The sequence below is a fragment of the Streptomyces atratus genome (genome assembly GCF_900119365.1).
Lineage (GTDB): Bacteria > Actinomycetota > Actinomycetes > Streptomycetales > Streptomycetaceae > Streptomyces > Streptomyces atratus_B.
Map to the genome: position 1 here is coordinate 353,598 of NZ_FPJO01000005.1, position 26,974 is coordinate 380,571.

Below are 26,974 nucleotides of genomic sequence, written 5' to 3' on the forward strand. Positions count from 1 at the left end.
CCCCACAACCGAGAGAGCGAGTCACTCCAGTGCCACCTGCCACCCAGGCCCCGCAGAGTCCGGGGCCCGCGCTGGAACTGCTGGTCCACGGCGTGGGCGGCGCCACCCCCCAGGAGATGCTCGACGATCCCCGCACGGTCCGCATCACCGGCGACGCGACCGCCGCCATCTACCGGCGGGCCGAGGACACGGACGCCGAACAGCACCCCGAGCGGTACCGCGACCGGCCCATCCCCGAGGCCTACTGCTGGTCCAACCTGACCTCCGGCAAAGGCTCCCGCGCCCTGTGGCTGCTCCTGCTCCCGTTCATGGTGGTCAACCTCGCCCACTGGATGCGCCCCACCGCCCGCTCCCGCACTCGCACGGTGCGCCTGTACGGCGTCCTCGTCCGGCTCGTCGCGCTCAGCCTCACGGTTCTGCTGACCGCGGCGGCCTGCGAGGTCGCGCTCGACCTGGCGGCCTGGCAGTGCGCGGGCGTACCGGACTGCTCGAACCAGCGGTCCTGGCTCGGCTTCCTGTCCACGGCGCAGGGCGGCTGGTGGTCCCAGCCGGGCCGCAGGCTCGCCCTCGCAGCCCTGGTGCCCACCGCCCTGGTGGTGCTCCTCTGGTTCCTGTCCAACCGGACCTGGAGCGCGTACGAATCACAGCGCCCGCTCACCGGAACCGATCCGGACGACGACGGCCCCGACCCGGCGCCCGCGCCCTCCCCGGCCGCCACCGGCGCCGCGCCCGTCGGCCGCCCCGCCCTCGGCCGGCCCGGATTCTGGTACGGCCGCCGGCTGGTCGCCCGGTTGCGCGCCGCCCACACCGCCGCCGGATTCCTGACCGTCGCCGCGTCGGTCGCGGGCGCCGCGGCCCGCCACGACCGCTCCGTCGCCGGCCCCGTGCCCGACATCCTCGGCCGGCTGATCGAGGCGGCACTGGTGCTGGGCGGGCTCGTGGTGCTCTGGGTGGTCTGCCGCCGAGGCCGCAGCGAACGGCGTCTCGACAACCGGCTCGACCGCGCCCTGATCACCTATCTGCCCGGCGCGGCCCTGGCCCTGCTCGTCCTCGCCGCCGTGTACGCGGCCTGGCCCCGTCCCGACTGGGCCTCGTCCGGTGCCCTGCCCGGCGACCTCGTCTTCAGCGTCATCACCCTCGGCCAGGGCGTACTCGTCGTCGTACTCGCCGTGGTGTCACTGAGCCTGTACCACCGGACCCCCGAACCCCGCACCGTCATGTTCGGACTCGGCGGGCCCGTGGTCGCCATGCTCGCCTGCGCCCTCGGCGGCGTCATGAGCGGCGGGGTCTCCCAGCGCGTCGCCGACTGGCTCGACGGCCCGGGCACCCCCGGCATGGGCCGGAGCTCGGTCATCGAGGGCCCCCCGGTGCTGCTCAGCTGGCAGGCGTCGGTCATCCCCGTGCTCCTGGTGCTGCTGGCCGTCCCCGCCCTCCTGCTGCTCGTCCGGACCTGGCTGGCCGCCCGCGCCCTGGAGTCCCGCATCGACCAGGAGTACGAGGAGGAGCGGCCGGACCCCGCCCGGACCCGGCAGATCGCCCGGATCCAGGCCACGGCCGCCCTCACCGATTCCGCGCCCTGGATCCTCGGCCCGGTCTGCGGCGCCACCCTGCTGCTCGGCGCGGCGGCGGTCTGCGGGGCCTGGGTGAGCGGAGAGGTGCCCGGGATCGCGATGAAGGGCAACGGCGCGTTCATCGAGTCCGTCGCCCAGGCCGCGCAGTCGACCGGCTCCTGGATGGTCGGACTCGGCTTCATACTCTTCGTCACCTGGGGCCGCCGCGCCTACCGTGACGCCTCGGCCCGCCGCACCATCGGCATCCTCTGGGACGTCGGTACGTTCTGGCCGCGCGCCGCCCACCCCTTCGCGCCGCCCTGCTACGCCGAGCGTGCCGTCCCCGACCTGGCGTCACGGATGTCCGGCTGGACCGGACTCACCCGCGGCAGGCTCGTCATCTCCGGGCACTCCCAGGGCAGCGTCCTCGCCGCCTCCGCGGTCTGGCAGCTGCCCGCCCACACCCGCATGCGGGTCGCCCTGCTCACCTACGGCTCGCCGATCGAGCGGCTGTACGCGCGCTGGTTCCCGGCCTACTTCGGCCCCGGACCGCTGCACGCGCTGCACCGGTCCGTGCACTGCTGGCGCAACCTGTGGCGGGCCACCGACCCGATCGGCGGCCGGGTCCGGCTCGACGAGGGACCCGGGCCCGAGGTGGACCGCGGGCCGCTGAAGGACCCCCTGGTCTACGGGCGCACGCCCGAACATCCGCTGCCCGAGGCCGTCCTGGGGCACTCGGACTACCAGGCCGACCCCGTCTTCGCCCAGGAACGGGCCGCGCTGCTGGAGCGGCTGGACCCGGTCCTGCCCCGCCAGGCGGGCGGGGAGGACGGCTCCGGGGCCCCGCGGACTCACGGCAGTTCCGGCAAGTCCTCGGGGTAGAGCAGGGTGAGGTCGTCCGTGCTCGGCTCGGTGAGCTGGGCGACCCGGCCCGCATGCCGCTCCACCATCGACTCGAAGGTCTGGCGCGCGGTGCGGCCGTTGCCGAACGCCGGGCCCTTGGGAAGCTCGGTGAAGTACTTCAGCAGCGCCTCCCCGGTCCCGGAGGCCAGGCTGTACTCGTGCTCGTCGGCCTGCTGCTCCACGATCCGCAGCAGCTCGGCGGGCTCGTAGTCGCTGAAGGTGATGGTCCGGGAGAAACGGGACGCCACCCCGGGGTTGACGGTGAGGAACCGCTCCATCTCGTGGGTGTAGCCGGCGACGATGACGACCACCGCGTCCCGGTGGTCCTCCATCAGCTTCACCAGCGTGTCGATCGCCTCCCGGCCGAAGTCCCGGCCGGAGTCCTCCGGCGACAGGGCGTACGCCTCGTCGACGAACAGCACCCCGCCGCGCGCCCGGTCGAAGGCCTCCTGGGTACGGATGGCGGTCGAGCCGATGTGCTCACCGACCAGATCGACACGTGACACCTCGATCAGATGGCCCCGCTCCAGCACCCCGAGCGAGGCGAGGATCTCGCCGTAGAGCCGGGCCACGGTGGTCTTGCCGGTGCCGGGGGAGCCGGTGAAGACGAGATGGCGCCGGACCGACGCGGCCTTGAGCCCGGCCTCCTGGCGCCGGCGGCCCACCTCGATCATGTCGGTGAGGGCGCGGACCTCCCGCTTGACGCTGTCCAGGCCCACCAGCGCGTCCAGTTCCCCGAGCACCGCGTCCGACGCGCGCGCCGGCGCGGTGGCGGGCACCTCGGCCGGGGCGGGCTCGACGGCACGCTGTCCGGGGACCCCGCCGAGCAGCCCGGCGACCGACTGGGTTGCCGTCAGCACGGTGGGTGCCGGGGGAGCGGGGGTACGCAGCGCGCTCTCGTCGCTCGTGCAGTCCTCCACCACGGGGCCGGTTCCCTGGCCGTCGCCGTGCGCGGCGCCCGGCTCGGCGAACTCGTATCCGCCGCGCGCGCACCGCTCGGTCCGGCAACGGGTCAGCGTCGTACGGCAGCCGTCCATCACATGGAAGCCGTAGCCGTCGCTGCCTGTGACCCGGCAGCTGTTGAACGTGCCGCGGCCCTCGGCGGAGACGTAGAAACCGGCCTCGGCGGGCGAGGTGACCGTGCAGCGCTCGATCGTCGGGTCGGCGCCCTTGGTGACGATCACTCCGGTCTGCGCCGTGTCGATGGTGCAGTTGTTGAGCGTGCCGCCGCTGCCGTGGTCGCGGAACCAGGCACCGGTGGACGCCTCGCGGATGCGGCAGTCGTCCAACTGCGCGGTCGCGCCGTCGCTCACCGACACCGCGGTGTTGCGGACCTGGGACAGATCGCTGTCGACGACATCGGCGCGCGAGCCCCGGTCGAGCACGAAGATGGCGTCCGGCACGTCGTGGACCCGGCAGGAGTCCAGTATCACGGTCGCCCCGTCGCTCACCCAGACCGCCGGGTAGTCGCCCGTACTGTCGTGGATCTCGCACTGGTTGGCGTCGACTCGGGTACCGGGATCCCAGACCGAGAGGCCGTTGCGGCCGAATCGGCGCACCGTGGACCTGGTCAGGGTGAGGACCGAACGGGAGCGCAGATCCACCGCGTTCTCGGGGATGTCGTGGATGTCGCAGTCGGCGAGCGTCAGCACGGCGTCGGTGTCGAGCGTGACACCGTCCGCCGAAGTGCGGTGCACCGTGCAGTCGGTGAGGTGGGCGGCCGCACGGGAGGTCACCTGTATCCCGCTGCCCTTGATCTCGTACACCTCGCAGCCGACGCCCTCCAGGCCGCTGCCCTCTCCGGTGACGTTCAGCCCCGCCCCCGAAGCGTGGTGGATCCGGCAGCGCTCCAGCCGGGGGTGCGCGCCGTCACGTACCGAGACACCGGACTGACCGGCGGAGACGACCTCGCACTCCTCGAACACGCCGCCCGCGCCGTCGAGTACGGCGATGCCGACCCCGGCGGGGTTGTCGACCGTGCAGCGGCGCACGGTCGGCCTGGCGGCCCCGCGCACCTCGATCCCGGCGGCGGAACGGGTGACGATCCGCAGGTCCGCGATCTCCGCCGCACCGTCCTCGATCAGCAGCGCGGGGGCCGTCGAGTCCTGGCCCTCCACATGCAGGTCCGAGACGACGGCGGAGGCGCGCACGGTCAGCGGCACCCCGTCGGCCGGGGCGATCCGCACGGAGCCGGCGGACCCCTCGGGGCCGCGCAGGGTCACCGCGCGGTGCAGGACCAGATTTTCCCGGTAGGTGCCGGGGGCGATGGTGAGGACATCGCCGTCGGCCGCGGCCTCCAGGGCTGCGGTGAGGGTGGCGTATTCGCCTGTGCGGCGCCGCCACCGCGATGTTCCGGTGTGCGTCACCTGGACCGTGCCCTGTGCCATGGCGCTGTTGTGCCCCCACCTCGTGCGTGCGTGATGCCCGTGTCACCGGCCTTCCGGCAGCGGTGAATCACGGGACCGCCCACCGGGAAGAGCGGGCGGGCCGGTCCACCGTAGCGCGCGCGGCGGGCGGGAGTTGCCCCGATCAGCAGCTGATCAGCTGCCGGTGCCGGTCCTGCCCCAATCAGGACCGGTCCTGGCCCAGTCCTGGTCGATTCGGGTGTACCGCCGCCGCATCATGTGCCGGACGGTCAGTTGCCGGACGCCCTCGATCAGTCCGACGCCGAGCAGCGTCGCCCCCAGTCCGGCCAGCACCGCATGGGTGCGGGCGGTCGCGGCGTCCATGGGGCGCGGTACGGCGCGGCCGTCGGGGTCCGTCCAGATCTCCACCTCGGAACCCGGACCGGTCCTCCGGGAGGAGGTCATCACCGTGCCGCGGCGGTTCGTGCCGTCCGGGGCCTTCCAGCGCGCCACCACCGAGGTCTGCGAGGCGCGCTCCGAGGACGTCTCGGGATCGGTGACGGAACGCGGCGCTCGTGGTGACCGGCGCACCACGACCGCGGTGGTGGCCTGCCGTCCGGCCCGCTGGGCCCGCACCGATTTCTGCAGGGCGTCGTCGGTGTGCGACCCGCACACCCAGCCCAGTGCCGGCGCCGCCAGCACCATGAGGAGCAACGCGACAAGAGCCACCCATGCCTCGCGCCGGTCAGTGGCGCGGCGCAGGGGATTGTGCCGCCAGCGCCACACACCCGTAACCGCTCGCACAATCCTGCACCCCCTTCCCGTATCCGTCTTAGCCTGATACGGCACGCTTCGCGCGCGGAAGGAGCGAAGAGAGAGCAACTTCACCCCGGCCAACGCACGGACCACCCCCGTGAGTTCCCGCCCGCCCGGCCGGACTGACGGCCCGTCCGGTCCGGGAACGCGCGAAGCCGCCGTCGAGTCCCCATGGCTCGACGACGACTTCGCGCGACCGTGCGTGATCTCCGGCTCAGTACCCCCGGCCCTGGTACGGGCGGTTGTACGGGTCTTCGTAGGGCGAGGGCGCCGGGGCGGGGCGCGGCGCCGGCGCCGGGCGCGGTGAAGCCGGGCGCATCGCCTCGTAACCGGTGCCCGGGGCGGGCCGCTGCTGATGCTGTGGATGAGGCGCCTGATACCCGCCGCGGGCTGCGGTCGGCTGCTGCGGGATGTACGGCGCCGGGGCATGCTGCAGCTGCGCGGGCTGCATCGGCGCGTAACCCTGCTGGGCAGGCGGCTGCTGGTAGCCGTACGACGGACCGGGCTGGGAAGGCGCCGCGGGAAGAGCCGGCAGCGCCGCCGGGAGCGCCGGCAGGTAGCTGTTGCCGGTGTCGTAGGCGGCAGGCACTCGGATCGGAGCGATCTGAGGGGTGCCCCGCTCCGCGACCAGGGAGTCGTAGATCGGAGTGTCGGAGAACGACGGTGCGGCGTAGTAGCCGCCGCCGTAGGTGGAGCGGGGGGAGGTCATGACACCTAAGTTAAGCCCACGATGTGCTGGTTGGGGAGTCCCAATCCTGGGCTCATCCGTTTTTCGCCGGTTCTGCCCGCCAGACTTGCCAAAACATCGTGAAAGCTCCCGGTGACAGCGGGAGCCTTTCCGCTGGAGGGCCCCTTGCCGACGAGAAGTGGTGATGGTCTTTCAGCCCGCCCGGCGTCCAGCCGCAGGGCGGAAACTAATACGCCGACGCTTTCGGGCTCCCGAATCCGGGACCGGAGAAGTCCGGGCTCCCGAAGTCGGGGCTGGAGAAATCGGGACTTCGGTAACGGAGGACCGCCCCCGGTCGCTGTCCGCCGAGTCGGGGGCGAGACGCCTGGCCGAGGCCCGCGTCGCCGTCAACCGTCGCGAAGCCGACCTGGGAGCCGCTTTCACGCCGAAACAGCGTGCGGCCGTCCGAGACCGGCTTGAGGACATCTCCGAAGCCGGCCGCTGAGCCTCGCCCCCCGGAGTCCGCCTTCCCCGGAAGGCCGGCGCCGATCCCGCTGCGTCGGTGGTCGTGCCATCGGTGGTTCGGAGTGACGACGGGTCAAGCGCGCAATCTGGGGCGCAGGCCCCGGCCCAGGCGCCCTCGTGCGTCTCGTCGACGGCCTGCGATCAGACGCGCGGGCGAGGAACAGGCCACCACTTGCGTCGATGATCTGGCCGGTGATCCAGCGCGCGGCGTCGGAGGCGAGAAACGCGACCACTTCGGCGATGGCGATGTCGTCGGGCCTGCCCAGCCGATCGAGTGCTGTCATGCCGGCGATCTGTTCGGCGAGGCCCGGCACTTCGAAGGAGGAGCCGTTGGTCGCCGTCCGTGTGGCGCCGGGGCAACCGCGTTCACTGTGATTCCCCGTGCGCCGAGCTCCTTGGCCGAGGTCATGCTCATCGTCTCGACCGCACCCTTCGCCATGGCCATCGTCGGCACCGGCCCGGACAGGTGAGCGGGACCTTCCGAACACCGGGCCGGGCCGGGACATCGCCTGGGGCGGTCCGGGGGGATTAGGTTGGCGGAGAATAGTTTTCGGGCAGCCGGACTCGCGATGGGGGCGAGCATGACGATGCTAAAAGGAGCCAATGTTCCGGTGGCGGCTCGGGCCGTGCGGGTCGAATTGGGGTGGCGTGCCTCCCCGGGGACACCGGATGTGGATGGCTCGGCGCTCCTTCTCGTGTCGGGAAAGGTGCGCAGCGACGCCGACTTCGTCTTCTACAACCAGCCCTCCCACGCATCCGGCGCGGCGCGCCACGAGGGCAAGCGGGCCGCCGGCGGCGGGATGACGGACAGCCTCGCGGTCGACCTGGCGCGCGTCGAGCCGGCCATCGACCGTGTGGTCCTGGCGGCCTCCGCGGACGGCGGCACGTTCGGCCGGGTGGCCGGGCTGTACGTACGGATCACGGACGCGGCCAACGGCAGGGAGCTCGCGCGCTTCGACAGCGCGGACGCGACGGTCGAGACCGCGTTCATCCTCGGGGAGCTCTACCGGCGCCAGGGCGCCTGGAAGTTCCGGGCCGTCGGCCAGGGATACGACACCGGCCTCGAAGGTCTCGCGAGCGACTTCGGGATTTCCGTCGACGAACCGCAGCAGCCCCAGCGGACTCAGCCGTATCATCAACCCCAAATGCCCCAACAGCCTCAGAGGGCAACGCGGGTTGACCCCCGGCCGCCGGCCCCGCAGGCACCTCCGACGGCACCGCCGGTACCTTCCGCACCTCCCGCCGCCGCGCCCGTCCGCCTGTCCAAGGTGACACTCACCAAGGACGCGCCGTTGATCTCCCTCGCCAAGCAGGGCGGCACTTCGGGAGTGCTTCGCATCAATCTCAACTGGCAAGTGCGCAAACAGTTCAAGGGCTGGGGAAGCAAACTCGGCAGAGCGGTCGCCAACCACTCGGACCTCGATCTCGATCTCTGCGCTCTCTACGAACTGACCGACGGCCGCAAGGGAGTCGTGCAGGCGCTGGGAAACACGTTCGGCGCTCTCCAGCACCCTCCCTATATCCATCTCGACGGGGACGACCGCACCGGCGCCGTCGACACGGGCGAGAACCTCACCGTCAACCTCGACCACAAGAACGAGCTCCGGCGCGTCCTGATCTTCGTCACCATCTATGAAGGCGCCCGGAGTTTCGCCGATCTCCACGCGACGGTCACGCTCCAGCCCCAGCACGGCGCGCCGATCGACTTCTCGCTCGACGAATGCACCGTCCCGTCCACCGTCTGCGCACTGGCGCTCCTGACCAACAACGGGGGAGACCTCACGGTGCAGCGCGAGGCCCGCTATCTCGTCCCCGAGCGCGGAGTGAGTCCGCAGCGCACCATCGACTACGCCTACGGGTGGGGCATGAACTGGACGCCCGGCCGTAAATGACCCCCCGGCGGTCCGGCCGGCCCTGCACCCATCGGCTCACCGCCGGCTCCGCTCACCGGTCCGGCGCGGCCTCGGGACGGGCGTACGTACGCCCCTTCCAGGCCGCGCCACGGCCCCTGTAGTGCTGCACCGCCGAATCGACCGTCATCAGCAGATAGAGCACGGCGGTGAACGGCAGCAGCGGCGCCTGCCACAGCGACTGCCGGTAGTAGCCCAGCATCGGCAGATACGTTCCTGCCATCACCGCCCACGCCGCGCCGCCCGCCGACGCCGCCACCGGGTCACCCGTCAGCAGCCCGGCGACGAGCACGACCGGCGGCGCGAGATAGACCAGCGCGAGCCCCAGCACCGTCCCCAGCAGCAGCGGCGGACTGTGCCGCAGCTGGGCGTACGCGCTCCGCGACACCATCCGCCACAGATCCGCCAGCCGCGGATACGGCCGCACGCTGTCCACCCGTTCCGCGAGCCCCAGCCAGATCCGCCCACCGCTGCGCTGCACCGCCCGCGCCAGCGACACGTCGTCGATCACCGCCTGCCGGATCGACTCCGGCACCCGGGCCCGCTCCGCCGTCCCGGTCCGCAGCAGCACACAGCCACCGGCCGCCGCGGCCGTCCGCGCACCCGCCCGGTTCACCCACCGGAACGGATAGAGCTGTGAGAAGAAGTACACGAAGGCCGGTACGACCAGCCGCTCCCAGACACTCGACATCCGCAGCCTCGCCATCTGGGAGACCAGGTCGTAGCCGCCCGACACGGCGGCGGCGACCAGTTCCCGCAGACTGTCCGGCTCGTGCGCGATGTCGGCGTCCGTCAGCAGCAGATAATCGGGCTCCCGGGCCCGGGCCAGCGCGATCCCGTGCCGTACGGCCCAGAGCTTGCCCGTCCAGCCCGGCTCGGGCTCACCCGGCGACACCACTGTCACCGGCAGCCCTCCGTACCGTACGGACAGCGCACGGGCGACGTCCCCGGTCCCGTCCTTGCTGCAGTCGTCGACGAGGAAGATCTCCGCCCTGCCCGGATAGTCCTGCGCCAGCAGCGACGGCAGGCTCACCGGCAGCATGTCGGCCTCGTCACGTGCGGGCACCACGATCGCGACGGACGGCCATCGGTCGGGGGCCTTCCGGCGGGGCAGCCGCTGGCCGGTCCGCCAGAAGAACCCCTGTCCCAGCAGCAGCCACACCCATGCGGCCAACGAACCCACGGCGATCCAGGCAACGGCGCTCATTCGCCGCAGTCTGCCCCACCGGGACGGAACCGCAAGGGCGGTCGACTATGGTGACCGGGTGAAGATCGCGCTCATGGACTCAGGAATCGGCCTGCTCGCGGCAGCCGTCGCAGTACGCCGGCTGAGGCCCGACGCCGATCTGGTGCTCTCCTCCGACGCCCCCGAAGGCACGCCCTGGGGTCCGCGCACGCCCGAGTACGTGACCGACCACGCGCTCGACGTGGCCCGCGCGGCAGCCGCCCACCGGCCGGACGCACTGATCGTCGCCTGCAACACGGCCTCCGTGCACTCCCTGCCGGCGCTCCGCGCCGCGCTCGAACCCACGCTGCCGGTCATCGGCACCGTCCCCGCCATCAAGCCGTCCGTCGCCGGCGGCGGCCCGGTCGCGATCTGGGCCACGCCCGCCACCACCGGCAGCCCGTACCAGCGCGGACTCATCGAGGAATTCGCCCGCTCCGTCGACGTCACCGAGGTGCCCTGCCCGGGGCTCGCCGATGCCGTGCAGAACGCCGACGAGACCGCGATCGACCGGGCCATCGCCGCGGCCGCCGCGCTCACCCCGCGTGACGTCCGGGCCGTGGTCCTGGGCTGCACCCACTACGAACTGGTCGCCGAACGCATCCGCGCCGCAGTCCGGCAGCCCGGCCTGCCGCCCGTCGCGCTGCACGGATCCGCCGGCGCCGTCGCCGCCCAGGCACTACGCCGGATCGGGGCCGAACCCGCTCCGTCGGCCGAACCGTCCGCCGCTCTCGCCGTGCTCATCGGCGGCCGCCTCGCCGAGCTGCCGAAAGCCGCTCTGACCTACGCCGAGGGGCAGCTGCTGGGCGCCGTCAGCCCGGCCCGCTGACCCCGCGGGGACCGTTCGACCCATCCCCGGCATGCGGAAACTTAAGTACGCTGCTTGACATGAGGGACCACCCCCGAAACCCCCGGCACACCGGAGCCGATTCCCACTCCGCCGTCTGGATCGGCCGGGCCACCAACCGGGCCCAGTGGGTACTCGCGGCCGCCGGCGCGGCCTGCCTGGCGCTCGGCGTCCAGCTGGCCGTCAGCTCGAACTGGGCCTCCGGGATCGCCCCGCTGCTGATGTCCGTGATCGGCTGTGTCGCCGCCGGACTGCTCATGCTGTTCGGCACCCTCGCCTTCGTGAACGTGGCCGTCAGGATCGACGGGGACGCCCTGGAGGTGCGCTGCGGCCACATGGGCCTGCCGCGCCGCCGGATCCTGCTCACCCATGTGGTGGGCGCGGAGTTCGCACCCGAGGTCACCCCGCGCCAGTGGGGTGGCTGGGGTTACCGCTGGCGTCCCGAACAGGGCACGGCCGTGGTGGTCCGCAGGGGCGAGGGCCTGGTGCTCCGGCTCGGCGACGGCAGGACGTTCACCATCACGGTCGACGACGCGGAGGCGGGCGTACGGTTCATCCGCGAGCGCCTGCACCTCCCGGCGACCGGCGCGACGGCCGGAGCCTGACACCGGGGGCGGCAGCGGGCCGGATCTGGGCGGGAAAGCGCCGGAACGATCCGGTACGAAGGGTTCCACCACACGGGCGGGGCTGCCGGACCCACAGCCGGCCACCGTAGACTCCGCCGGGTGAGCGCCACCATCACCCAAGTCGAAGCCGCGCAGCCGGCCTCATCCCCCGTGTCCCGGAAGCGACGCCTCCTGCGGCCCGCCGCCGCCGTGATCGCGGGTGTCCTGCTGTATCTGAGCTTCCCGCCGCGCCCTCTGTGGTGGCTGGTCCTGCCCGGTTTCGCCCTGCTCGGCTGGGTGCTGCACCGACGCCGGCTCCGCGCCGGCTTCGGACTGGGCCTCCTCGCCGGACTGGGCTTCATGCTGCCGCTGCTGCACTGGACCGGCGAGGAGGTCGGCCCGGTGCCGTGGCTGGCCCTCGCCGCTGCCGAGGCGCTGTTCATCGCGGTCGGCTGCATCGGGATCGCCGCCGTCAGCCGCCTCGCCTGGTGGCCGGTGTGGGCCGCCGCGGTCTGGGCGCTCGACGAGGCGGTCCGGGCCAGGGTGCCGTTCGGTGGCTTCCCGTGGGGGAAGATCGCATTCGGACAGGCGGACAGTGTGTTCCTGCCGCTTGCGGCCGTGGGAGGTACCCCGCTGCTCTCCTTCGCGGTGGTGCTCTGCGGCTTCGGCCTCTGCGAAGCGGTACGCCAGTTCCGCGCCTACCGCCGTACGGGCACCCTGCCGCTCGCGGCCGTCGCCGCCGCGGCCGCGACCGTCCTCGTACCCGTCGCCGGCGCGCTCGCCGCCCTGCCCCTCGTCGACGACTCGGCGGAGGACGGCACCGCGACCGTCGCCGCGATCCAGGGCAATGTGCCGCGGCTCGGACTCGACTTCAACGCCCAGCGCCGTGCCGTCCTGGACAACCATGTGCGCCGCACGGAGCAACTCGCCCGGGAGGTGAAGGAGGGCAAGGTCCCGCAGCCCGACTTCGTCCTGTGGCCCGAGAACTCCTCCGACCTCGACCCGTACCGGAACGCCGACGCCCGGATCGTGATCGACGACGCGGTGAAGGCGATCGGCGTGCCCACCGTGATCGGGGCGGTGATCGAGCCCGACACCGGGAACCTGCGCAACACCCTCATCCAGTGGGACCCGAAGAAGGGCCCGGCCGAAACGTACGACAAGCGCCACATCCAGCCGTTCGGCGAGTACATGCCGATGCGTTCCGTCGCACGGATCTTCAGCTCGGACGTGGACCGGGTGCAGCGCGACTTCGGCCCCGGGAAGAAGGTCGGCGTCTTCGACCTGGCGGGGACCAACGTCGGGCTCGTGACCTGCTACGAGGCCGCGTTCGACGACGCCGTACGGGACACCGTCACGCACGGCGGCCAGCTGATCGCCGTACCGAGCAACAACGCCACCTTCGGCCGCAGCGAGATGACCTACCAGCAGCTGGCGATGTCCAGGGTGCGGGCCGTCGAGCACAGCCGGTCCGTCGTCGTCCCCGTCACCAGCGGGGTCAGCGCCGTCATCCGTCCGGACGGGAAGATCGTCCAGCAGACGAAGCTGTTCACCCCGGACGCGCTGGTGGAAGAGGTGCCGCTGAGGTCATCGCTGACACCCGCGACCAGGATGGGCACGCTTCCCGAAGGGGTGCTCGTGCTGATCGCCGTGGCCGGGCTCGGCCTGGTCGCCGTCCGTTCGGTACGGAGTCGGCGCAGCCGGTGACCCACCGGCCGCGCAGCGTAGGGTCGGATCATGGCTACTCCTGATTTCATCCGCGAGATCCGCGCCACCGCGGGCAAACAACTGCTCCTGCTGCCGGGAGTCACCGCCATCGTCTTCGACGACGAGGGCAGAGTTCTGCTCGGGTGCCGTTCCGACACCGGCAAATGGTCGGTCATCGGCGGCATCTGCGAGCCCGGCGAGCAGCCGGCGACGACCGCGGAGCGCGAGGTGTTCGAAGAGACCGCCGTGCACTGCGTGGCGGAGCGGGTGGTGCTCACCCAGGCTCTGGAGCCCGTGCAGTACGCGAACGGCGACCGCTGCCAGTACCTCGATGTCACCTTCCGCTGCCGGGCGACCGGCGGCGAGGCACGCGTCAACGACGACGAGTCGCTGGAGGTGGGCTGGTTCCCGGTGGACGCGCTGCCCCCGCTGAACGAGTTCGGGCTCTTCAGGATCAAGCAGTCCATGACCGACGAACCCACCTGGTTCGAACGCACCGCCCAGCAGTGACAACCGCTGTCAGCCGGGCGGACCGGGTCCCCCGGCTCGCCCGGCGGACGGTGCTCAGACGGTACGGGCGTCCGCCGGCAGGGCTTCGGAGGCGCCCGGGGCGGCCGCGGTCCCCTCGATGTCCGTGAGATCCCGGTGCCTGGTCTCCCTGGCGCAGGCGACCGCCAGCAGGGTGATCAGCGCCGCGGCGATGACGTACAGCGAGATGGGTGTCGAGCTGTCGAAGTCCGCGAGCAGCGCGGTGGCGATGAGCGGCGCCGGGGCACCGGCCGCGACCGACGAGAACTGCGCGCCGATCGACGCACCCGAGTACCGCATCCGGGTCGCGAACATCTCCGAGAAGAAGGCCGCCTGCGGTGCGTACATCGCCCCGTGGAAGACGAGCCCGACGGTGACGGCGAGCAGTACGCTTCCGAAGTTCCGCGTGTCGATCAGCGCGAAGAACGGGAACGTCCACACTCCGACACCGATCGCGCCGGCCAGATAGACCGGCTTGCGCCCGACCCGGTCCGACAGGGCGCCCCACATCGGAATGACCGCGAAGTGGACGGCCGAGGCGATGAGCACCGCGTTGAGCGCCGTCTGCTTGCTCAGATCCGCTGCCGTGGTCGCGTAGACGAGCACGAACGCCGTGATGACGTAGTAGCTGATGTTCTCCGCCATCCTGGCGCCCATGGCGATCAGTACATCGCGCCAGTGGTGACGCAGCACGGAGACGAGCGGCATCCTCTCCGCATCCCCGGCAGCGGAGCGGCGCTCCTCGGCCTGCGCGAGCGCGGCCTTGAAGACCGGTGACTCATCGACAGAGAGACGAATCCACAAGCCGACGATCACCAGGACACCGGAGAGCAGGAAGGGGATTCGCCAGCCCCACGCCCCGAAGGCGGACTCCGACATCAGCGCGGTGAGCGCGGACAGCACCCCGGTGGCGAGCAACTGCCCGGCCGGCGCTCCCGTCTGCGGCCAGGAGGCCCAGAAACCGCGCCGCCGGGCGTCCCCGTGCTCCGACACCAGCAGCACGGCTCCGCCCCACTCACCCCCGAGCGCGAAGCCCTGCACCAGCCGCAGGACGGTGAGCAGTACGGGGGCGGCGGACCCGACCGTGGCATGCGTCGGCAGCAGCCCGATGGCGAACGTCGCTCCGCCCATCATCAGCAGACTGAGCACCAGCAGTTTCTTGCGACCGAGCCGGTCGCCGTAGTGCCCGAACACCAGGGCACCGAGCGGCCGGGCGGCGAAGCCGACCGCGTACGTGAGGAAGGACAGGAGCGTTCCGACGAGCGGGTCGGACTCGGGGAAGAACAACTTGTTGAAGACGAGTGCGGCGGCTGACCCGTACAGGAAGAAGTCGTACCACTCGATGGTGGTGCCGATGAGGCTTGCGGCGACGATGCGTTTGAGCGAGCGGGTGGTAGGCGGGGCAGATGCCGAGGCAGCCATGAACACCACTTCCGGGCGGTTGGCGGGGACGGTTTCGTGTCGCCACACCGTAGGAATGGGCAGGTCAGAGGCACATGTGGCGGGACACCATAGTTCTCGGGCCGGGTGTGCGCGGGGCCACTACGACAGGCACGTCGAGACTGCTTCGAGGACCGTATTGAAGGTCGGCAGGCGCCTGTCAGGATTGCGCTATCAGGCATGGTTTATTGCCCTGGTGCTGACTCCCGTGCTGGTTTGGTGCTGACCTGAACCGCATGTCAGCACCCCTGATCACCTGTCCCGTGCTGACTTGGTGCTGACTACGCAGCGTTGAACTTCGGCATTCGGGGCGGACCGGGCGGGTAGTGTTCTTCCCTTCCGTGCGCCTGCGGTCAGGCCTGGCGGGTTTCCGAACATCCTCTTCGACATCAACAAGGTCACCGGCGGCATCGAGCTGATCAAGCTCGGCACCCTGTACGGCACCCTCAGCGGGCAGGCGAAGAAGACGGACGGCACCTCCACCGAGGCGGGGTCGGAGCTCTTCAAAGACGTCTCCGACGCTGACTTCGAACGCCTCGGGGTCCACTCCTCGATCATCCCGGCACTGCGCGAAATCCACAGCGAGGATGCTGTCTTGGATTGCGGAGACGCTGCCGAAACTGGCCCGCGACGTCATCCTGTGCCTGGCCGACAACAGACCGTCCAGGCCCTGTGGTGCTTCACCCGCCAGATCCAGCAGATGATCGAGGACGGCCAGGACCCCTCCATGCCCGAGCAGTACGGCTGGCGCTTCCTGCGCGCCGCGTACTCCCGGCTCACCACCGCCCGTGCCCAGGAGACCGCGCAGCACGTCCTGATGCGGGAGGCCATCATGCACCGACCACGTGATGGGCCAACTCACTGCGCACGCCGGGGCCCGGTGCTGGAATAGCCCCATGGCCGACACACCGCCCCGCACCGGTTCGCCCGCCACTCACGACACAGACCTGATCATCATCGGCGGCGCGTCATCGTCGCCACCGGCGTCGGCCCCTTCCAGCCCCGCGACGTCGCCTGGATCACCGCCCCAGCGGCCTGACCCTGCCCCCGCTCTGGCAGGCCGAGGCGGACGACGCCGAAGGGCGCACTCTCCTCGTTCTCGGCGGCGACCGTCCGATCGGCACCTTCCTGCGCGCCAATCCGACCACCGCCACCCGCCTGCTCGTCGCGTACCCAGCGGCGGACGAGTACAAGATCGAGGAGATCCGCGAGGACCCCCGAGTCACCCTCTTCCCCGTCGAGCACCTGACGCTGAGCCCGGCAGAAGGCACCTCGGTGACAGCGGAAGCGGTGGGCCAGGACGGCGTACGGCAGACGATCACGGCGGATGCTGCCTACCTCAGCATCGGGAGCGCGCCGACCGCCCCGTCCGGCGACCTCATCCGCGGCGTGGACGGATACTGCCCGCCTACCGACCAGCACCCCCGCGTCATCGTGGCCGGCGACCTCCGCTCCGCTCGCTTCCAACGGATCACGACTGCCTTGGGCTCCGGCAGCGAGGCTGCACTGCACGCCTACTACGCGGCCAGGGAACTACTCACCAAGGGCTGAGACCAAGTCGGCGTGATCAGACGACGATGGCGCTCAGAAGGGAAGCTCCGTGACCAGTGAGGCCGAGGTGGAGGTCGGGGCGGGAACCAGCGGCATCGCGGTACGCCACACCCGCCATCCGCGTCCCCAACCTCACAAGGTGTCACGAAGATGAACTCCACGAGATGGGAATTTACGCCTCCGACACGACAGTCAGCACTAGATTGCCGGGGCGCGACAAGAGGGCAGCGGCCTGCACGATCCAGTCAGAAATTAATCTGACAGTGAGCAGTTTCCCACTCAAGAACAAGTTTTCAGGCGTTGCGCGAGCAGTGGCGTGGCTTCGGCGGGGTCGATGTCGCAGACCAACAGCCCGGGCTGTCCGTAAGGCTGATGGCTAAGCAGCATACCGTCCGGCCGCACTACGGCGGATGTCGTGGGTGATCCCGGGCTCGCGCAGTTGACGGCGGCGACGAAGCAATTGTTCTCGGCGGCGCGACATAGAAATGCCTTCTCGTGGAAGGAGTTTCTCGGGTCGGCGAATTCAGTTGGCTGAAACGCGTCGGGCTCTGCTTCGTTATAGTGCGGGTGGAACACCAACTGGGCACCGTTGTAAACGGCCCAGCGTACCGTCTCCGGATAGCGAAAGCCCTCGTGGCAAATCACGATGCCGAAGCGGACGCCGTCGACTTCGAATATCCGGCGATCGCTGCCCGCCTCGTATGTGGAATCTTCTGCCGGGTCGAGCTGCACCTTGTCCTGATAACCCGCTCGATCGCCGTCGGGCCGAAGTACCAACGTGGTCAGACGTGGCTTGTCGGAAACGTACCGCTCCGTACCGAGCACCACGTAGATGTTGCTCTCCCGCGCGGCCTGGGCGATGCGCTCGTGCGCAGCTTCCAAGAAGTTGGGGCTCACGGCCTTACGCGATTGCGGCGGCCATGGGTAGCCCGGCACGTACGCTTCCGGGAAGCACACGATACGCGCGTCGGCAGCAGCAGCGGCTCTGACCGCGCGCTCGGCTCGCACCACGGAGTCTTCTGGACCCTCGGGAATTTCGAGGTTGGCGAGCGCGATGCGAAGTCTTGTCATGCGACTCATTGTGCTGCACAAGCTGGTCGTGTCGAACACGATTCGCAACTCATCCGACAACCGAGACTGGGTGCGCCGAGGGGGTCCAGGGCTCACAGGTGAAGGCTAACTCGACTCTGTCGGGGATCTTGGAGTTTCTCGGTGCGCCGGCGTGATCAGCGGGCATGCTCGGGGCTGTTTCGCAGGCCAACGCAATGTCGAGGTGCCCGTTGTCGCTCCGTCCCCGTTCCGGTGAGCAAGTCCCGTCTCTGACCGCGCAGATCGCTCGGGCGGGCAACCCGGGCGGTACGACGGCGATGTGGCTGAGAGACCGCCTCGACGGGCTGTGGTGCGACGAGGACTTCGCGGGCTGGTACCCGCGCAACGGACGGCCGGGCATCCCGCCCGCCCAGCTGGCCACCGTGTGTGTGCTGCAGTTCCTGCTCGGTCTGTCGGACCGGCAGGCGGCCGAGGCTGTGCGCTGCCGCATCGATTTCAAGTACGCCCTGGCCATGGAGCTGGACGATCCCGGCTTCCATCACAGTGTGCTGGCTGACTTCCGCGAGCGCCTCGCACAGGACGACCGCGCCGACCGTCTTCTCGATCTGGCGCTCGCCCGCCTGAAGGAAGCCGGACTCGTACGCGAGCGCACCACGCAACGCACCGACTCCACCCATGTCCTGGCCGCGGTGCGCGACCTGACCCTGCTGGAACTGGTCACCGAGGCCGTCCGTGCCGTGCTGGAAGAAGTGGCCCGCACCGCTCCACATCTGCTGGCCGGCCTGGTCGACGAGGACTGGGGGCGCCGCTACGGCCGTCCGGTCCGGCTGGGCAAGAACCCCACCCGGCCCAAGACCAGGATCCTCGCCGCCGGCGACGACGCCTGCCGACTGCTGGAGCGACTCCACCGGCACGGACCGGGCTATCGGCCCGGCCCACAGGCCGAGGCGCTGCGGCAGATCATCGTGCAGAACTACTACCGCGACGCGGCAGGCCGCCTGCGCTGGCGCACCGTCGATGACGGCGGCCTGCCGCCCTCCGCCTCCGTAATCGTCTCGCCCTACGACACCACGGCGCGTTACGTCCGCCACGGGCACATCATCAGCTGGAAGGGGTTCGCCGCGCACGTTACCGAGACGCGTGCTTCCGACAGTGCCAACGTGATCACGGACGTGGCCACCACCTCGGCCGCCACGAACGACGGCCAGGCCCTGCCCGGCATCCACACCCGCCTGGCTCGCCGCGGACTGCTGCCCGCCGAGCACCTGGTCGACGGCGGCTACACCTCCCTGGCCCACCTGGAACGAGCCACCCGCGAACACCAGATCACCGTCAGCGGGCCGCTGCCGGGCAACCCCACCCGCCAGCACCGCAAGAACGAGGGCTTCGACCGGGACGACTTCCACATCGACTTCGACCGCCGACAGGTCACCTGCCCCCAGGGCCAGGCCGGCGCGGGCTGGCACGGCCCCTAACCGGCCTCCTCGCCCACCGCGGCCCCGCTGATCGTGGCCCGGTTCACCAAGAGCCAGTGCCGCCCCTGCCTGGCCCGCACCCGCTGCACCACCACCGCGGACAGCGCCCGGACCGTGGGTTTTCCCCCACGCGAACTCCGTGACCTGCAACTCCGCGTCCGCGCCGAGCAGCAGACACCCGACTGGAAGGCCCGCTGCGCAGTCCGCTCCGGCGTGGAGGGCACCGTCAACGAGTTCGCCCACGGACACGGCATGCGCCGCTGCCGCTACCGAGGACAGCCGAAAGCCCACCTGCAACACGTCCTCACAGCCATCGCCGGGAACATCGAACGACTCAGCGGCAGGTCAGCGACCGAGGAACCCTCTACACCGAGACCACCGATCGCCTTCCAGACCTTCCTGGACCAGAACGAGATCCCTCGGTCAAAGTCCTGGCGAACCCTCGGCAGCTGAGCCCGACTGTCCGAGATCCCCGACAGAGTCAAGTTAGACCGACCGGCAATTGGGGGGTGGGTGAAGGAGCGGGGCTGGGTGCGTGCAGCTGCAAGGCGGAGGATTGAGGCAACGCAATGGGGTCTCCCCTGCTCGAGCGAAGCCGAGAGCTTGGGGAAGTTGTTGATTGACGACAACGCGGCAGATGTGCGTGCCCAGCCCCGCGACGCCGCCCCCTATTGCCGGTCGGTCTTAGGTGAGAGTAGACACCACGTACGCGGCGGCCTCGGCGAGGAGAGCCTGGTCGTACTTGGCGTCCTTGGTGGCCTTGCTGGACATGATCGCGATGACGAGTGGCGCGGCATTCGGGGGCCACACCACAGCTATGTCGTTGAGGGTGCCGTAGTCGCCGGTCCCGGTCTTGTCCGCCACGTTCCATCCCCGCGGTACGCCGGCCCGGATACGTTGCGCGCCGGCAGCGGTGCCGTTGCGTTCCAGCAGGTGGCGGAGGAAGGTGCGCTTGTCCGTCGGCAGGGCGTCCCCCAACAGGATCTTCCGGTAGTTGGTACCGAACGCCCTGGGCGAGGTGGTGTCGCGGGGGTCTCCCGGGGTGGCTTGCGCGATCGTCGGCTCGATCCGGTCCATCCTGGTGACCGTGTCGCCGAGGCTGCGCACGTACGCCGTGAACCGGGCCGGCCCGCCGAGATCGCGGAGCAGGAGATTGCCGGCCGTTCCGTCGCTGTAGCGGACCGCGGCATCACACAGTTGTCGGATCGTCATTCCGGTGGCCACATGCTGTCTGGTGATGGCCGAGCTCTTCATCAGGTCGCCTTCGGTGTACCTGATGACCGTATCCAGGTGCGACAGCGGATTGCGGTGCAGGACCGCCGCTGCCGCCAGCCCCTTGAACGTCGAGCAGAACGCGAACCGTTCGTCCGCCCGGTGGGTGATGGTGGCCCCGGTGCCGGTGGCGAGGGCGTACACCCCTAAGCGTGCTTCGAACTTCCTCTCCAATGCGGCCAGTTGGCCGTGGCGAGCGCTCGCCGTGGCGGAGGGGGATGAGGGCTCGCCCGCTGACGGTCGCGTCGCTGTCCTCTTGCCCTCCGCGCATCCGGCCAACGGCAGGAGTGCCGCCACCCCTAGAAGCGCGCGGCGCGTGATGGCCGGTTGTTGTGACGTCATGGTCTTCCCTCCACCGGGGCGAGTTACGACTACGGCAAGCGGGCTCGAGTTCGCTCGCCGCAGATGGGGTGTCCGCCGGGCAACATCTCCCCTCCGGAAGCTCATTACCAGCAAACCGGTATCTGCCTCGAGAGATGACCCAGGTCGGGCAGAAGGCAATCTGGCATTCGGCAGTACATGCTGTCCAAGACAGAAATGCGCAGACCCATGCTGATCCGGCATAGCTATAAGCTCCGGCCATGGACTTGGTCAGGGCCTGCGAGGCGTTCGTGGCGGTGAGTGGGCATGGAAGCTTCACCGTCGGTGCCGCTGCGGCAGGCATGCCGCAGTCGGTCGTCAGCCGGCGGATCGCCGCCCTGGAGGAGCACTTCGGCTCCAAGCTGTTCGACCGGTCGTCACGAAACGTCACTCTGACCCCGTTCGGCCGGGACATGCTGTCCTCGGCCCGGCGGCTGGTCGAACTCGTCGAGGCGATGGAGCACGACGCCGAGTGTGCCAAGCGACGCCGGTTCCGGTTGGCCGTACCGGCGGTCTCCGCCCCACGCCGGCTCGCCGGGCTCGTTGCCGAGGCGCGTCGGCACGACCTGAATCTCGCCCTGCACACAGCCGGGCCGGGTGAACGCGCGGCGCTCGCACGGACGTTGGAGGTCCGGGCGGCGATCGTGTCCGTACCCCCGGACGGAGCGCCATGGCGGATACCGTTGGGGCTGGCCGGCAGCGCCGAGCCGGCGGGGCAGACGATATACGTGGAAAACCTGCGCGCGGGCCGGGCCGGACGTAACGCACGCCGACGGCGCGTCTGGATCCAGCCGGAGGACGACGTGCCGCACGTACGCGACCGGGTGATCCGCTTACGGGACGGGGTCGGCCTCCAACCCGCCCAGGTCGTGGTCTCGGCCTCACTCGTCGACGCCGCGGCCGAGGTGCTCGGCTCGGCCGACCTGTTGCTCTGCTCCGCCGTCCAGGCCGACGAACTGGGGCTGTACTGGCGGCCGATCGGCGAGTTGGAGCTGGTACGGGGTTACGACGTCGAGGCCGGACTGCGCGAGGACGCCCAGCGGATCCGGACCCTCCTCCTCGCCACGATCGGGCGCTGCCTCGGCATGTCGGACCACGGTAGCCGGAGCGGCGACGTGTCGGGCGATGGTGAGGCGTAGTGGTGGGGACGACCAAGGTCCTGCGCGATGCGAGGGAGGCCCTGCATGACGGCGGCCTGCGCGGCTCGTTCCTGGTGCGTGACCTCGACACCGGCGATGAACTCGCGATCGACGCCGAGGTGGAGTATCCGATCGCTTCCCTGGTCAAGGTGCCGCTCGCGATCGCCACACTGGAACGTGTCGGACGCGGTGAACTCGACCTGGCCGCAACGATCGTGGTGCAGCCCGGCCGCGTCACCGTGCCGGGACCGACCGGCCTGACCAAGTTCCGGCACCCGGCCACGGTCGCGCTCGAGGACCTGCTGTATCTCAGCACGGCGATCAGCGACGGCACCGCGGCCGACGCGCTGTTCGCCCTCACCCCGCCTGCCGCGGTCACCGCGGAGCTGCGGCGGCTCGGCTACGACGGCATCGTGGTACGCCACCTCATGGGGGACCTCACCCAGACGCCGGCCGAACGGTTCGCGCCGACCGAGGTGCACCTTGCCCACGCCCTCGCCATCGGCGCGGCGACAGCGGGACAGGGGCATCCCGTGGCCCAGCTCGACATCAGCCGCGCGAACGTCGGGTCGGCCCGGACCTTCGTCGACCTGCTGGAGGGATTGTGGCGGCCGACGACGATCCAGCCCGCCACCGCGGCGCGGGTCCGCGAGCTGATGACGAACAACCTGATCCGGCAGCGACTTGCTCCCGACTTCAGCTCCGACGCGTCCCGGTGGTCGTCGAAGACCGGTACGTTGCTCAACCTCCGACACGAGGCCGGGGTCGTCGAGCACGCCGACGGGCAGACGTTCGCCGTCGCCGCCCTCACCGAATCCCGCGTACCGGCCGTGCTGCAGCCCGAGGCGGAAGCACTGATGGCGCAGGTCGCCCGGGCGCTCCGCGACCAGTTGCGGATGGCCTGACGGGTGAATGCTCCCACCACTCCTGACGGCTCAACGGGTCTTCGCCCGATGAGCCGTCAGTCGCGCCATCGCCGCCTGGTTGGCCTCTCAGTCGTCGGGGAACTCGACCGGGACGTTCAGGTGGACCGGCTCGGTCGACTGGCTCGGGCTGGCTCGGGCTCCGGTTCGGGGTTGGCCAGGTCGAATCCCCGGCCAGAGGTGTCGGTCACCGGCTCCTCCAGGCGACTCCCGGACCGGCGACCCCGACGGGCTCCAGCCCATCGAGTGCTGGGAAGGCATCGCCATCTGCAGCGGCGGACGCATCATCAGCGCAGAGAACGACCGCGTGCAACCGGGCAAGGCGCTCACGGAGACGAAGGTCTCCAAGGGCGACGAGACCTACCGCGTCATCTACGACGACCGAGGTGTCCCGCACACCGTAGGGTCGCCCCAAGAGAACCAGTCAGAGCGCGGCGCCATCAAGTTCATGAACGACGACCTGCGCAAGGGGCTCGACCTGTACGACCCGAAGACGGGCAACGGCAGCGAGTACCTCTGGCAGAACGACAACGGAGTGCTCTCGGAGAAAGGCTTGGTCCACGACGCAAACGGCAACCACCGGGTGTCCGGCGTCACCGCAGACTTCATCAAGGTCACCTGGAAGAACGGCAAGATCGTGGGCGTGGAGACCTGGGACGCCAACAAGTCCACGGCTGTCGTCAGCGCGGAGTCCGTCGACAACATTCAGAAAACCATCAACAACAAGCTCAACTCCATGGGCAACAAGAGACAGAGTCAGAACGTCGTCTTCGTCGCCCACAGTATGGAACAGGCCGAGGCAGTCCGGGACAGGTTCGTCGGCAACGCCAACGTCCGAGTGATCTTCGCGGGTGCCGGGAAGCCGGGATCGGAATTCTTCGACAGCCACTCCTCAGGCGGGATCCGCGGCGGCTGGGCCCCAGGCGAGAGGCCCGCTGGCGGCGGTGGTAGGCGCGGCGGAGGCAAGCGCGGTGGCGGTGGTCTCGGCGGCAAGGTGATGAACGGCGCCGGCATCCTCGGCGACCTGGCGTTCATCCGGGAGGGCTGGAAGACACTGGAACGCGGCTGCGAAAACGTCGTCATCTCCTGCGGCCCCCCGCCGACCGCCTGACCGGCGCGGCTTGCCAAGGCGGGCCGCGCAGCGCACCACACCACACGCCCGCGCACCGAGCGCAGACCGCACCACATAAGGGGACACCATGGGTAAACAGCGCATCACCGTCTGTCTGCCGCCCGTCGGCCCCGGCGGGCTGAAGCAGGCGATAGAACAGGCGATGGCCCCCTTCTGGTACGACCGTGAGGACCGCCCTCACCCGGACTGGGTGGGCGAGTGGAGCTACTGGTTCGTTTCCGGGGCGGGCTGTCTCTTCGACGTACTGCCCGGCCACGAGGACGACCCCCGGCTCGTGCGGTACGACGACTGGACCGAACCCGCCGAGGACCTGCCGCCCTCCCGCTGTCACGGCGGCCCGCGTGGCATCCTCGACCTCGACACGCCCCGCGCCGCCGAGGCCCGCCGGGCGGCCGGCACCTGGACGGCGTACCGCGCCTTCGCTGACGGCTACCCGCCCGCGCTGCCTTTCCGCCACTTCGCCGAGCGGGTCAGGAACCTGGAGCCGGACCACGTCAGGGAGGCCGCCGTGGCCGCCTTCCGTGAACAGCCCCTGATCCAGGCGATCGAGGCCGACCCCGCCCTGGAGGAACGGTTCACCTTCGACCCCGTCCGCCGCTTCGACGAGGACCTGGAGACCTATGTGACCCGCCATGTGGCCGCCGTGCTGCCCACCCCCGCCCTGCTCACCCTCGATGGCCGGTGGGTGGAGGCCGGCGGCCTCGACTACAAACAAATGTTCAACGCCTACCTGGACGGCCTGCCCGGCGACACGATGGTCGTACGGGTGCTCTACCACTCGTGACGTATCAGTGACCTGAGCTTGTTCTTTATCCATTCCGGTCTTGGTGGTCGGCCATGGTGAGGTCGCGTTTGACGGTTTTGCCCACGTCGTAGCGGGGTGCGGGTCGGCGGTTCTTCGACCCCGGTGGCCGTCCGGGGCCGGGCTTTGCGGGTTTCGGCGCTCTGGCCGGGGGGAGCGTGGTGGCGCGGATGTTCCTGAACCCGCGTCGGACGCGGGCGGGGGTGAGCCGGCCCGGGGCGGCTGGCTTCTCCCAGGGGCGGCGGAGGTCCTCGGCGAGGCGTCGGGCAAGCCGGAGCTGGGTGTGGGCGGCGATGACGATCCAGGTCCAGCGGTCGGCCGCGTCGGGGGTGCGGATCTTGGGGCGGGTCCAGCCGAGGGTCTGCTTGAAAAGCCGGAAGGTATGTTCGAGGTCGAATCTGCGCAGGTAGGAGCGCCGCCAGCGGTCGATGTCGGCAGGGGTGGCACCGGTCGCCGAGGACCACAGCCACACGGGGTCGGGGTTGCGGTCGCCGGGTAGGTGGTCGACCTCCAGGCGGATCAACGTGCCCTCGATGACCGGGAGTTCGCCGTCGTGGTCGAGCCAGCAGGTGCGGTGGGTCAGCCGGGGGTGCAGCCGGTCCCAGCTCTGGGCGGTGGCGGTGCCGTAGCGGGTGGTCTCGGTGGTCGTGGTGTGTTCCGGTTCGGGCCAGGTGGCGGGCTTGGCCAGGGCGAACTCAGGAACGGGCTTGGGCGGGCGGCCGTTGGTACCCGGCACCCGGGGCGGCTTCGGGCGCCGCAGCACCCGGTCCGAGCGGATGCGGCCGAGAACTTTGACGGGCAGGTCCGCCAGGACGAACGCGAGCCGGGTCACGTCGTACCCGGCGTACATCACGATCAGGACGTCCGGATCGCCGGCCTGCCAGTGCCCGGCCGTGACCAAGCGCTCGACCACGCCGCGCAGCTGGTCGGCGGTCGCCGCGGTCGCGTCGTCTTCGGGGCCGAGTCGGACTGCGTCCAGGATCCCGGTCCAGGACGTCCGCCCGGACTCCAGCGCGACCACGAAGGAGTACGGCCAGCCGGGGATGAACTGCGAAACGCTCTTCGCTCGCCCGTAGACGTGGCAGAACAGTCGGTCCGCGCTGGTCGGCGCGTCGGACCGCAGCCAGGGGCTGACGTCCACCGCGAGCACGATCCGGCCGTCGTTCGTCCTCGGCAGGGGCAGAGCGGCCAGGTCGGCGCGCAGCCGATCCACCTCGATCCGGCCGCAGTTCAGCCCGTCGTACAGGGCACCGTGACCGCGCCGATGCTCGGCGGCCAGTGTCAGGTCGACCAGTGACTTCACCGGTCCATCGGCGCACAGCAGCGCGTCGGTGAGCTCGAACAGTGCGTCCGCCCGGGCGTTTAGACAGTCATACAGGTCGGCCCGGAACCCGGACAATACGGCCAGAGACTCGACGCGGTCGGCGTCTTCCAGCACACTCACCCTCACGGCCTTGGTGTCGATCATGGCTGCTTCAGCAACGCACATGTTCACGCCGAGCCCGCCCTGATGTCCGGCGAACACCAAAACTCGTGGCCGGTACGGCCGGCCACGGGCTGAGGGTGGGAATCCGGGTTCAGAGCTCCACAGTGAAGCGGCGGCAGACGTGGACCCGGGCGAATTGCTCACGCAGCAGCTGCTCGTCTCGCAGCTTGGCGTGCAGGAAAGCCTGCATCGGCCGTAGCCCCGGGCGCCGTTCGGCGATGGCGCGGTCCGGCTCCGCGGCTTCGGCGTAGTAGTTCGCGTAGACGTGGAGGTAGTGCTCGCCCTCGGCAAAGCCCATCGCCCGGTACCAGCGCAGTGTGTCCGGGTCGTCCCTGGTCCAGGCATCCAGCGTCGGAACGCTGAGCGTGCCGACGCGGGTCCGGGCCTCAGCGAGCAGGGCGCGGCCGAGGCCCTGGTGCTGGTGATCGGGGTGGACGGCGATGGTGAACCTTCCCCTTGATCGTGGACACCTGGAGACTGGGACGTGAGAGCCCAGAGGAAGCAGTGCCAGGTGGGAAGCAAGTACACGAAGCGGTACTCGGAGGAGTACAAGCGGGACGCGATCGAACTCGTGCGGTCGTCGGGACGGACGGTGACCGAGGTTGCCCGGGAGCTCGGGGTCAGTTCGGAGTCACTGCGGGGCTGGGTGAAGAAGGCCCGCGCTGCCCAGGACACCGGATCGGGACCTGGTTCCGTGCGAGCGGGGCGGGCCGCCG

The 26,974-nt window shown here is 70.3% G+C and carries 22 protein-coding genes and 4 pseudogenes; 15 read left to right on the forward strand and 11 right to left on the reverse strand.

Annotated features, from left to right (window positions below; all coding sequences use genetic code 11):
* Positions 1–29 precede the first annotated feature (29 nt).
* Complete coding sequence (locus tag BT364_RS12510; protein WP_072485222.1) at positions 30–2,432, forward strand: hypothetical protein; 2,403 nt, start codon at positions 30–32, stop codon at positions 2,430–2,432.
* Here the strand turns inward: BT364_RS12510 and BT364_RS12515 are convergent.
* The 4 genes and pseudogenes from BT364_RS12515 to BT364_RS44135 form a co-directional block, all read right to left on the reverse strand.
* Positions 2,402–4,840: a right-handed parallel beta-helix repeat-containing protein gene (locus tag BT364_RS12515; protein WP_072485223.1), complete on the reverse strand. Its 2,439-nt coding sequence runs from the start codon at positions 4,838–4,840 to the stop codon at positions 2,402–2,404. The two genes, BT364_RS12510 and BT364_RS12515, sit on opposite strands and share 31 nt — an antisense overlap.
* 153 nt (positions 4,841–4,993) lie before the next feature.
* On the reverse strand, positions 4,994–5,602 hold the full coding sequence (locus tag BT364_RS12520; RefSeq protein WP_072485224.1) for an Rv1733c family protein: 609 nt from the start codon (positions 5,600–5,602) through the stop codon (positions 4,994–4,996).
* A gap of 226 nt (positions 5,603–5,828) precedes the next feature.
* On the reverse strand, positions 5,829–6,323 hold the full coding sequence (locus tag BT364_RS12525; protein ID WP_072485225.1) for a DUF6643 family protein: 495 nt from the start codon (positions 6,321–6,323) through the stop codon (positions 5,829–5,831).
* A gap of 638 nt (positions 6,324–6,961) precedes the next feature.
* Positions 6,962–7,254, reverse strand: a pseudogene (locus BT364_RS44135) (SDR family NAD(P)-dependent oxidoreductase); the annotation flags it as partial.
* A gap of 121 nt (positions 7,255–7,375) precedes the next feature.
* Between BT364_RS44135 and BT364_RS12540 the strand changes: the two are divergent.
* Complete coding sequence (locus BT364_RS12540) at positions 7,376–8,698, forward strand: TerD family protein (protein WP_072485226.1); 1,323 nt, start codon at positions 7,376–7,378, stop codon at positions 8,696–8,698.
* Positions 8,699–8,750: 52 nt separating this feature from the next.
* On the opposite strand, the gene BT364_RS12545 is transcribed toward BT364_RS12540, so the two are convergent.
* Positions 8,751–9,923, reverse strand: a complete 1,173-nt coding sequence (locus BT364_RS12545) for a glycosyltransferase (protein ID WP_072485227.1) — start codon at positions 9,921–9,923, stop codon at positions 8,751–8,753.
* Between the two features lie 58 nt (positions 9,924–9,981).
* On the opposite strand from BT364_RS12545, the gene BT364_RS12550 reads away from it, so the two are divergent.
* The 4 genes from BT364_RS12550 (at position 9,982) to BT364_RS12565 (ending at position 13,610) form a co-directional block, all read left to right on the forward strand.
* A complete protein-coding gene (locus BT364_RS12550) occupies positions 9,982–10,770 on the forward strand; it encodes a glutamate racemase (protein ID WP_072485228.1) in 789 nt (262 codons plus the stop codon).
* A gap of 59 nt (positions 10,771–10,829) precedes the next feature.
* Complete coding sequence (locus BT364_RS12555) at positions 10,830–11,393, forward strand: hypothetical protein (protein WP_072485229.1); 564 nt, start codon at positions 10,830–10,832, stop codon at positions 11,391–11,393.
* Between the two features lie 120 nt (positions 11,394–11,513).
* Positions 11,514–13,100, forward strand: a complete 1,587-nt coding sequence (gene lnt / locus BT364_RS12560; RefSeq protein WP_072485230.1) for an apolipoprotein N-acyltransferase — start codon at positions 11,514–11,516, stop codon at positions 13,098–13,100.
* Positions 13,101–13,130: 30 nt separating this feature from the next.
* A complete protein-coding gene (locus tag BT364_RS12565; protein WP_072485231.1) occupies positions 13,131–13,610 on the forward strand; it encodes an NUDIX hydrolase in 480 nt (159 codons plus the stop codon).
* Positions 13,611–13,664: 54 nt separating this feature from the next.
* Here the strand turns inward: BT364_RS12565 and BT364_RS12570 are convergent, their stop codons facing one another.
* The gene (locus tag BT364_RS12570) at positions 13,665–15,050 is read right to left on the reverse strand and encodes an MFS transporter (protein WP_072485232.1); all 1,386 of its coding nucleotides are present in this window, start codon (positions 15,048–15,050) and stop codon (positions 13,665–13,667) included.
* 676 nt (positions 15,051–15,726) lie between these two features.
* Here BT364_RS12570 and BT364_RS41475 point away from each other — a divergent pair.
* Together BT364_RS41475 and BT364_RS12580 are read left to right on the forward strand one after the other, a co-directional pair.
* Positions 15,727–15,903: pseudogene (locus BT364_RS41475) on the forward strand (helix-turn-helix domain-containing protein); the annotation flags it as partial.
* Positions 15,904–16,038: 135 nt separating this feature from the next.
* A pseudogene (locus BT364_RS12580) lies at positions 16,039–16,619 on the forward strand (pyridine nucleotide-disulfide oxidoreductase); the annotation flags it as partial.
* 279 nt (positions 16,620–16,898) lie between these two features.
* Here BT364_RS12580 and BT364_RS12585 read toward each other — a convergent pair.
* The gene (locus BT364_RS12585; protein WP_218172418.1) at positions 16,899–17,729 is read right to left on the reverse strand and encodes a carbon-nitrogen hydrolase family protein; all 831 of its coding nucleotides are present in this window, start codon (positions 17,727–17,729) and stop codon (positions 16,899–16,901) included.
* Positions 17,730–17,986: 257 nt separating this feature from the next.
* On the opposite strand from BT364_RS12585, the gene BT364_RS12590 reads away from it, so the two are divergent.
* Positions 17,987–19,144 carry a transposase gene (locus BT364_RS12590; RefSeq protein WP_256259725.1) on the forward strand — a complete coding sequence of 386 codons (1,158 nt, stop codon included), beginning with the start codon at positions 17,987–17,989 and terminating at the stop codon, positions 19,142–19,144.
* Between the two features lie 33 nt (positions 19,145–19,177).
* Positions 19,178–19,597 (forward strand): transposase, encoded by a 420-nt coding sequence (locus BT364_RS42810; RefSeq protein ID WP_256259726.1) that lies wholly within the window; start codon positions 19,178–19,180, stop codon positions 19,595–19,597.
* Positions 19,598–19,828: 231 nt separating this feature from the next.
* On the opposite strand, the gene bla is transcribed toward BT364_RS42810, so the two are convergent.
* Complete coding sequence (bla, locus tag BT364_RS12595; protein ID WP_072485233.1) at positions 19,829–20,758, reverse strand: class A beta-lactamase; 930 nt, start codon at positions 20,756–20,758, stop codon at positions 19,829–19,831.
* Positions 20,759–20,997: 239 nt separating this feature from the next.
* Here bla and BT364_RS12600 point away from each other — a divergent pair, with 239 nt between their 5' ends.
* The 4 genes from BT364_RS12600 to BT364_RS12615 all read left to right on the forward strand — a co-directional run bounded on the left by BT364_RS12600 (position 20,998) and on the right by BT364_RS12615 (position 24,754).
* Entirely contained in the window at positions 20,998–21,915 is a 918-nt protein-coding gene (locus BT364_RS12600) for a LysR family transcriptional regulator (protein WP_072485234.1), read from the forward strand.
* A gap of 2 nt (positions 21,916–21,917) precedes the next feature.
* Entirely contained in the window at positions 21,918–22,820 is a 903-nt protein-coding gene (locus BT364_RS12605; protein WP_072485261.1) for a serine hydrolase, read from the forward strand.
* 325 nt (positions 22,821–23,145) lie between these two features.
* Positions 23,146–23,949, forward strand: coding sequence for a hypothetical protein (locus BT364_RS12610; RefSeq protein ID WP_072485235.1), 804 nt, complete (start codon positions 23,146–23,148; stop codon positions 23,947–23,949).
* Positions 23,950–24,037: 88 nt separating this feature from the next.
* Complete coding sequence (locus BT364_RS12615) at positions 24,038–24,754, forward strand: hypothetical protein (protein WP_072485236.1); 717 nt, start codon at positions 24,038–24,040, stop codon at positions 24,752–24,754.
* A gap of 25 nt (positions 24,755–24,779) precedes the next feature.
* Here the strand turns inward: BT364_RS12615 and BT364_RS12620 are convergent, their stop codons facing one another.
* The 3 genes and pseudogenes from BT364_RS12620 to BT364_RS42820 form a co-directional block, all read right to left on the reverse strand.
* Positions 24,780–26,240, reverse strand: a complete 1,461-nt coding sequence (locus tag BT364_RS12620) for an NF041680 family putative transposase (protein WP_072485237.1) — start codon at positions 26,238–26,240, stop codon at positions 24,780–24,782.
* A gap of 109 nt (positions 26,241–26,349) precedes the next feature.
* The gene (locus BT364_RS42815; RefSeq protein WP_256259727.1) at positions 26,350–26,556 is read right to left on the reverse strand and encodes a hypothetical protein; all 207 of its coding nucleotides are present in this window, start codon (positions 26,554–26,556) and stop codon (positions 26,350–26,352) included.
* Positions 26,557–26,769 (reverse strand): annotated as a pseudogene (locus tag BT364_RS42820) (GNAT family N-acetyltransferase); the annotation flags it as partial.
* Between BT364_RS42820 and BT364_RS41480 the strand changes: the two are divergent.
* A partial coding sequence (locus BT364_RS41480; protein ID WP_072485238.1) for a transposase occupies positions 26,770–26,974 on the forward strand: 205 nt, incomplete at its 3' end.

What these genes read in the sequence shown, in the direction of transcription:
- BT364_RS12515 (WP_072485223.1), bottom strand. Translation starts at nt 4,840, where the DNA reads ATGGCACAGGGCACGGTCCAGGTGACGCACACCGGAACATCGCGGTGG.
- BT364_RS12525 (WP_072485225.1), bottom strand. Translation starts at nt 6,323, where the DNA reads ATGACCTCCCCCCGCTCCACCTACGGCGGCGGCTACTACGCCGCACCG.
- BT364_RS12540 (WP_072485226.1), top strand. Translation starts at nt 7,376, where the DNA reads ATGGGGGCGAGCATGACGATGCTAAAAGGAGCCAATGTTCCGGTGGCG.
- BT364_RS12545 (WP_072485227.1), bottom strand. Translation starts at nt 9,923, where the DNA reads ATGAGCGCCGTTGCCTGGATCGCCGTGGGTTCGTTGGCCGCATGGGTG.
- BT364_RS12555 (WP_072485229.1), top strand. Translation starts at nt 10,830, where the DNA reads ATGAGGGACCACCCCCGAAACCCCCGGCACACCGGAGCCGATTCCCAC.
- BT364_RS12565 (WP_072485231.1), top strand. Translation starts at nt 13,131, where the DNA reads ATGGCTACTCCTGATTTCATCCGCGAGATCCGCGCCACCGCGGGCAAA.
- BT364_RS12570 (WP_072485232.1), bottom strand. Translation starts at nt 15,050, where the DNA reads ATGGCTGCCTCGGCATCTGCCCCGCCTACCACCCGCTCGCTCAAACGC.
- BT364_RS12590 (WP_256259725.1), top strand. Translation starts at nt 17,987, where the DNA reads ATGTGGCTGAGAGACCGCCTCGACGGGCTGTGGTGCGACGAGGACTTC.
- bla (WP_072485233.1), bottom strand. Translation starts at nt 20,758, where the DNA reads ATGACGTCACAACAACCGGCCATCACGCGCCGCGCGCTTCTAGGGGTG.
- BT364_RS12600 (WP_072485234.1), top strand. Translation starts at nt 20,998, where the DNA reads ATGGACTTGGTCAGGGCCTGCGAGGCGTTCGTGGCGGTGAGTGGGCAT.
- BT364_RS12615 (WP_072485236.1), top strand. Translation starts at nt 24,038, where the DNA reads ATGGGTAAACAGCGCATCACCGTCTGTCTGCCGCCCGTCGGCCCCGGC.
- BT364_RS12620 (WP_072485237.1), bottom strand. Translation starts at nt 26,240, where the DNA reads ATGATCGACACCAAGGCCGTGAGGGTGAGTGTGCTGGAAGACGCCGAC.
- BT364_RS42815 (WP_256259727.1), bottom strand. Translation starts at nt 26,556, where the DNA reads ATGGGCTTTGCCGAGGGCGAGCACTACCTCCACGTCTACGCGAACTAC.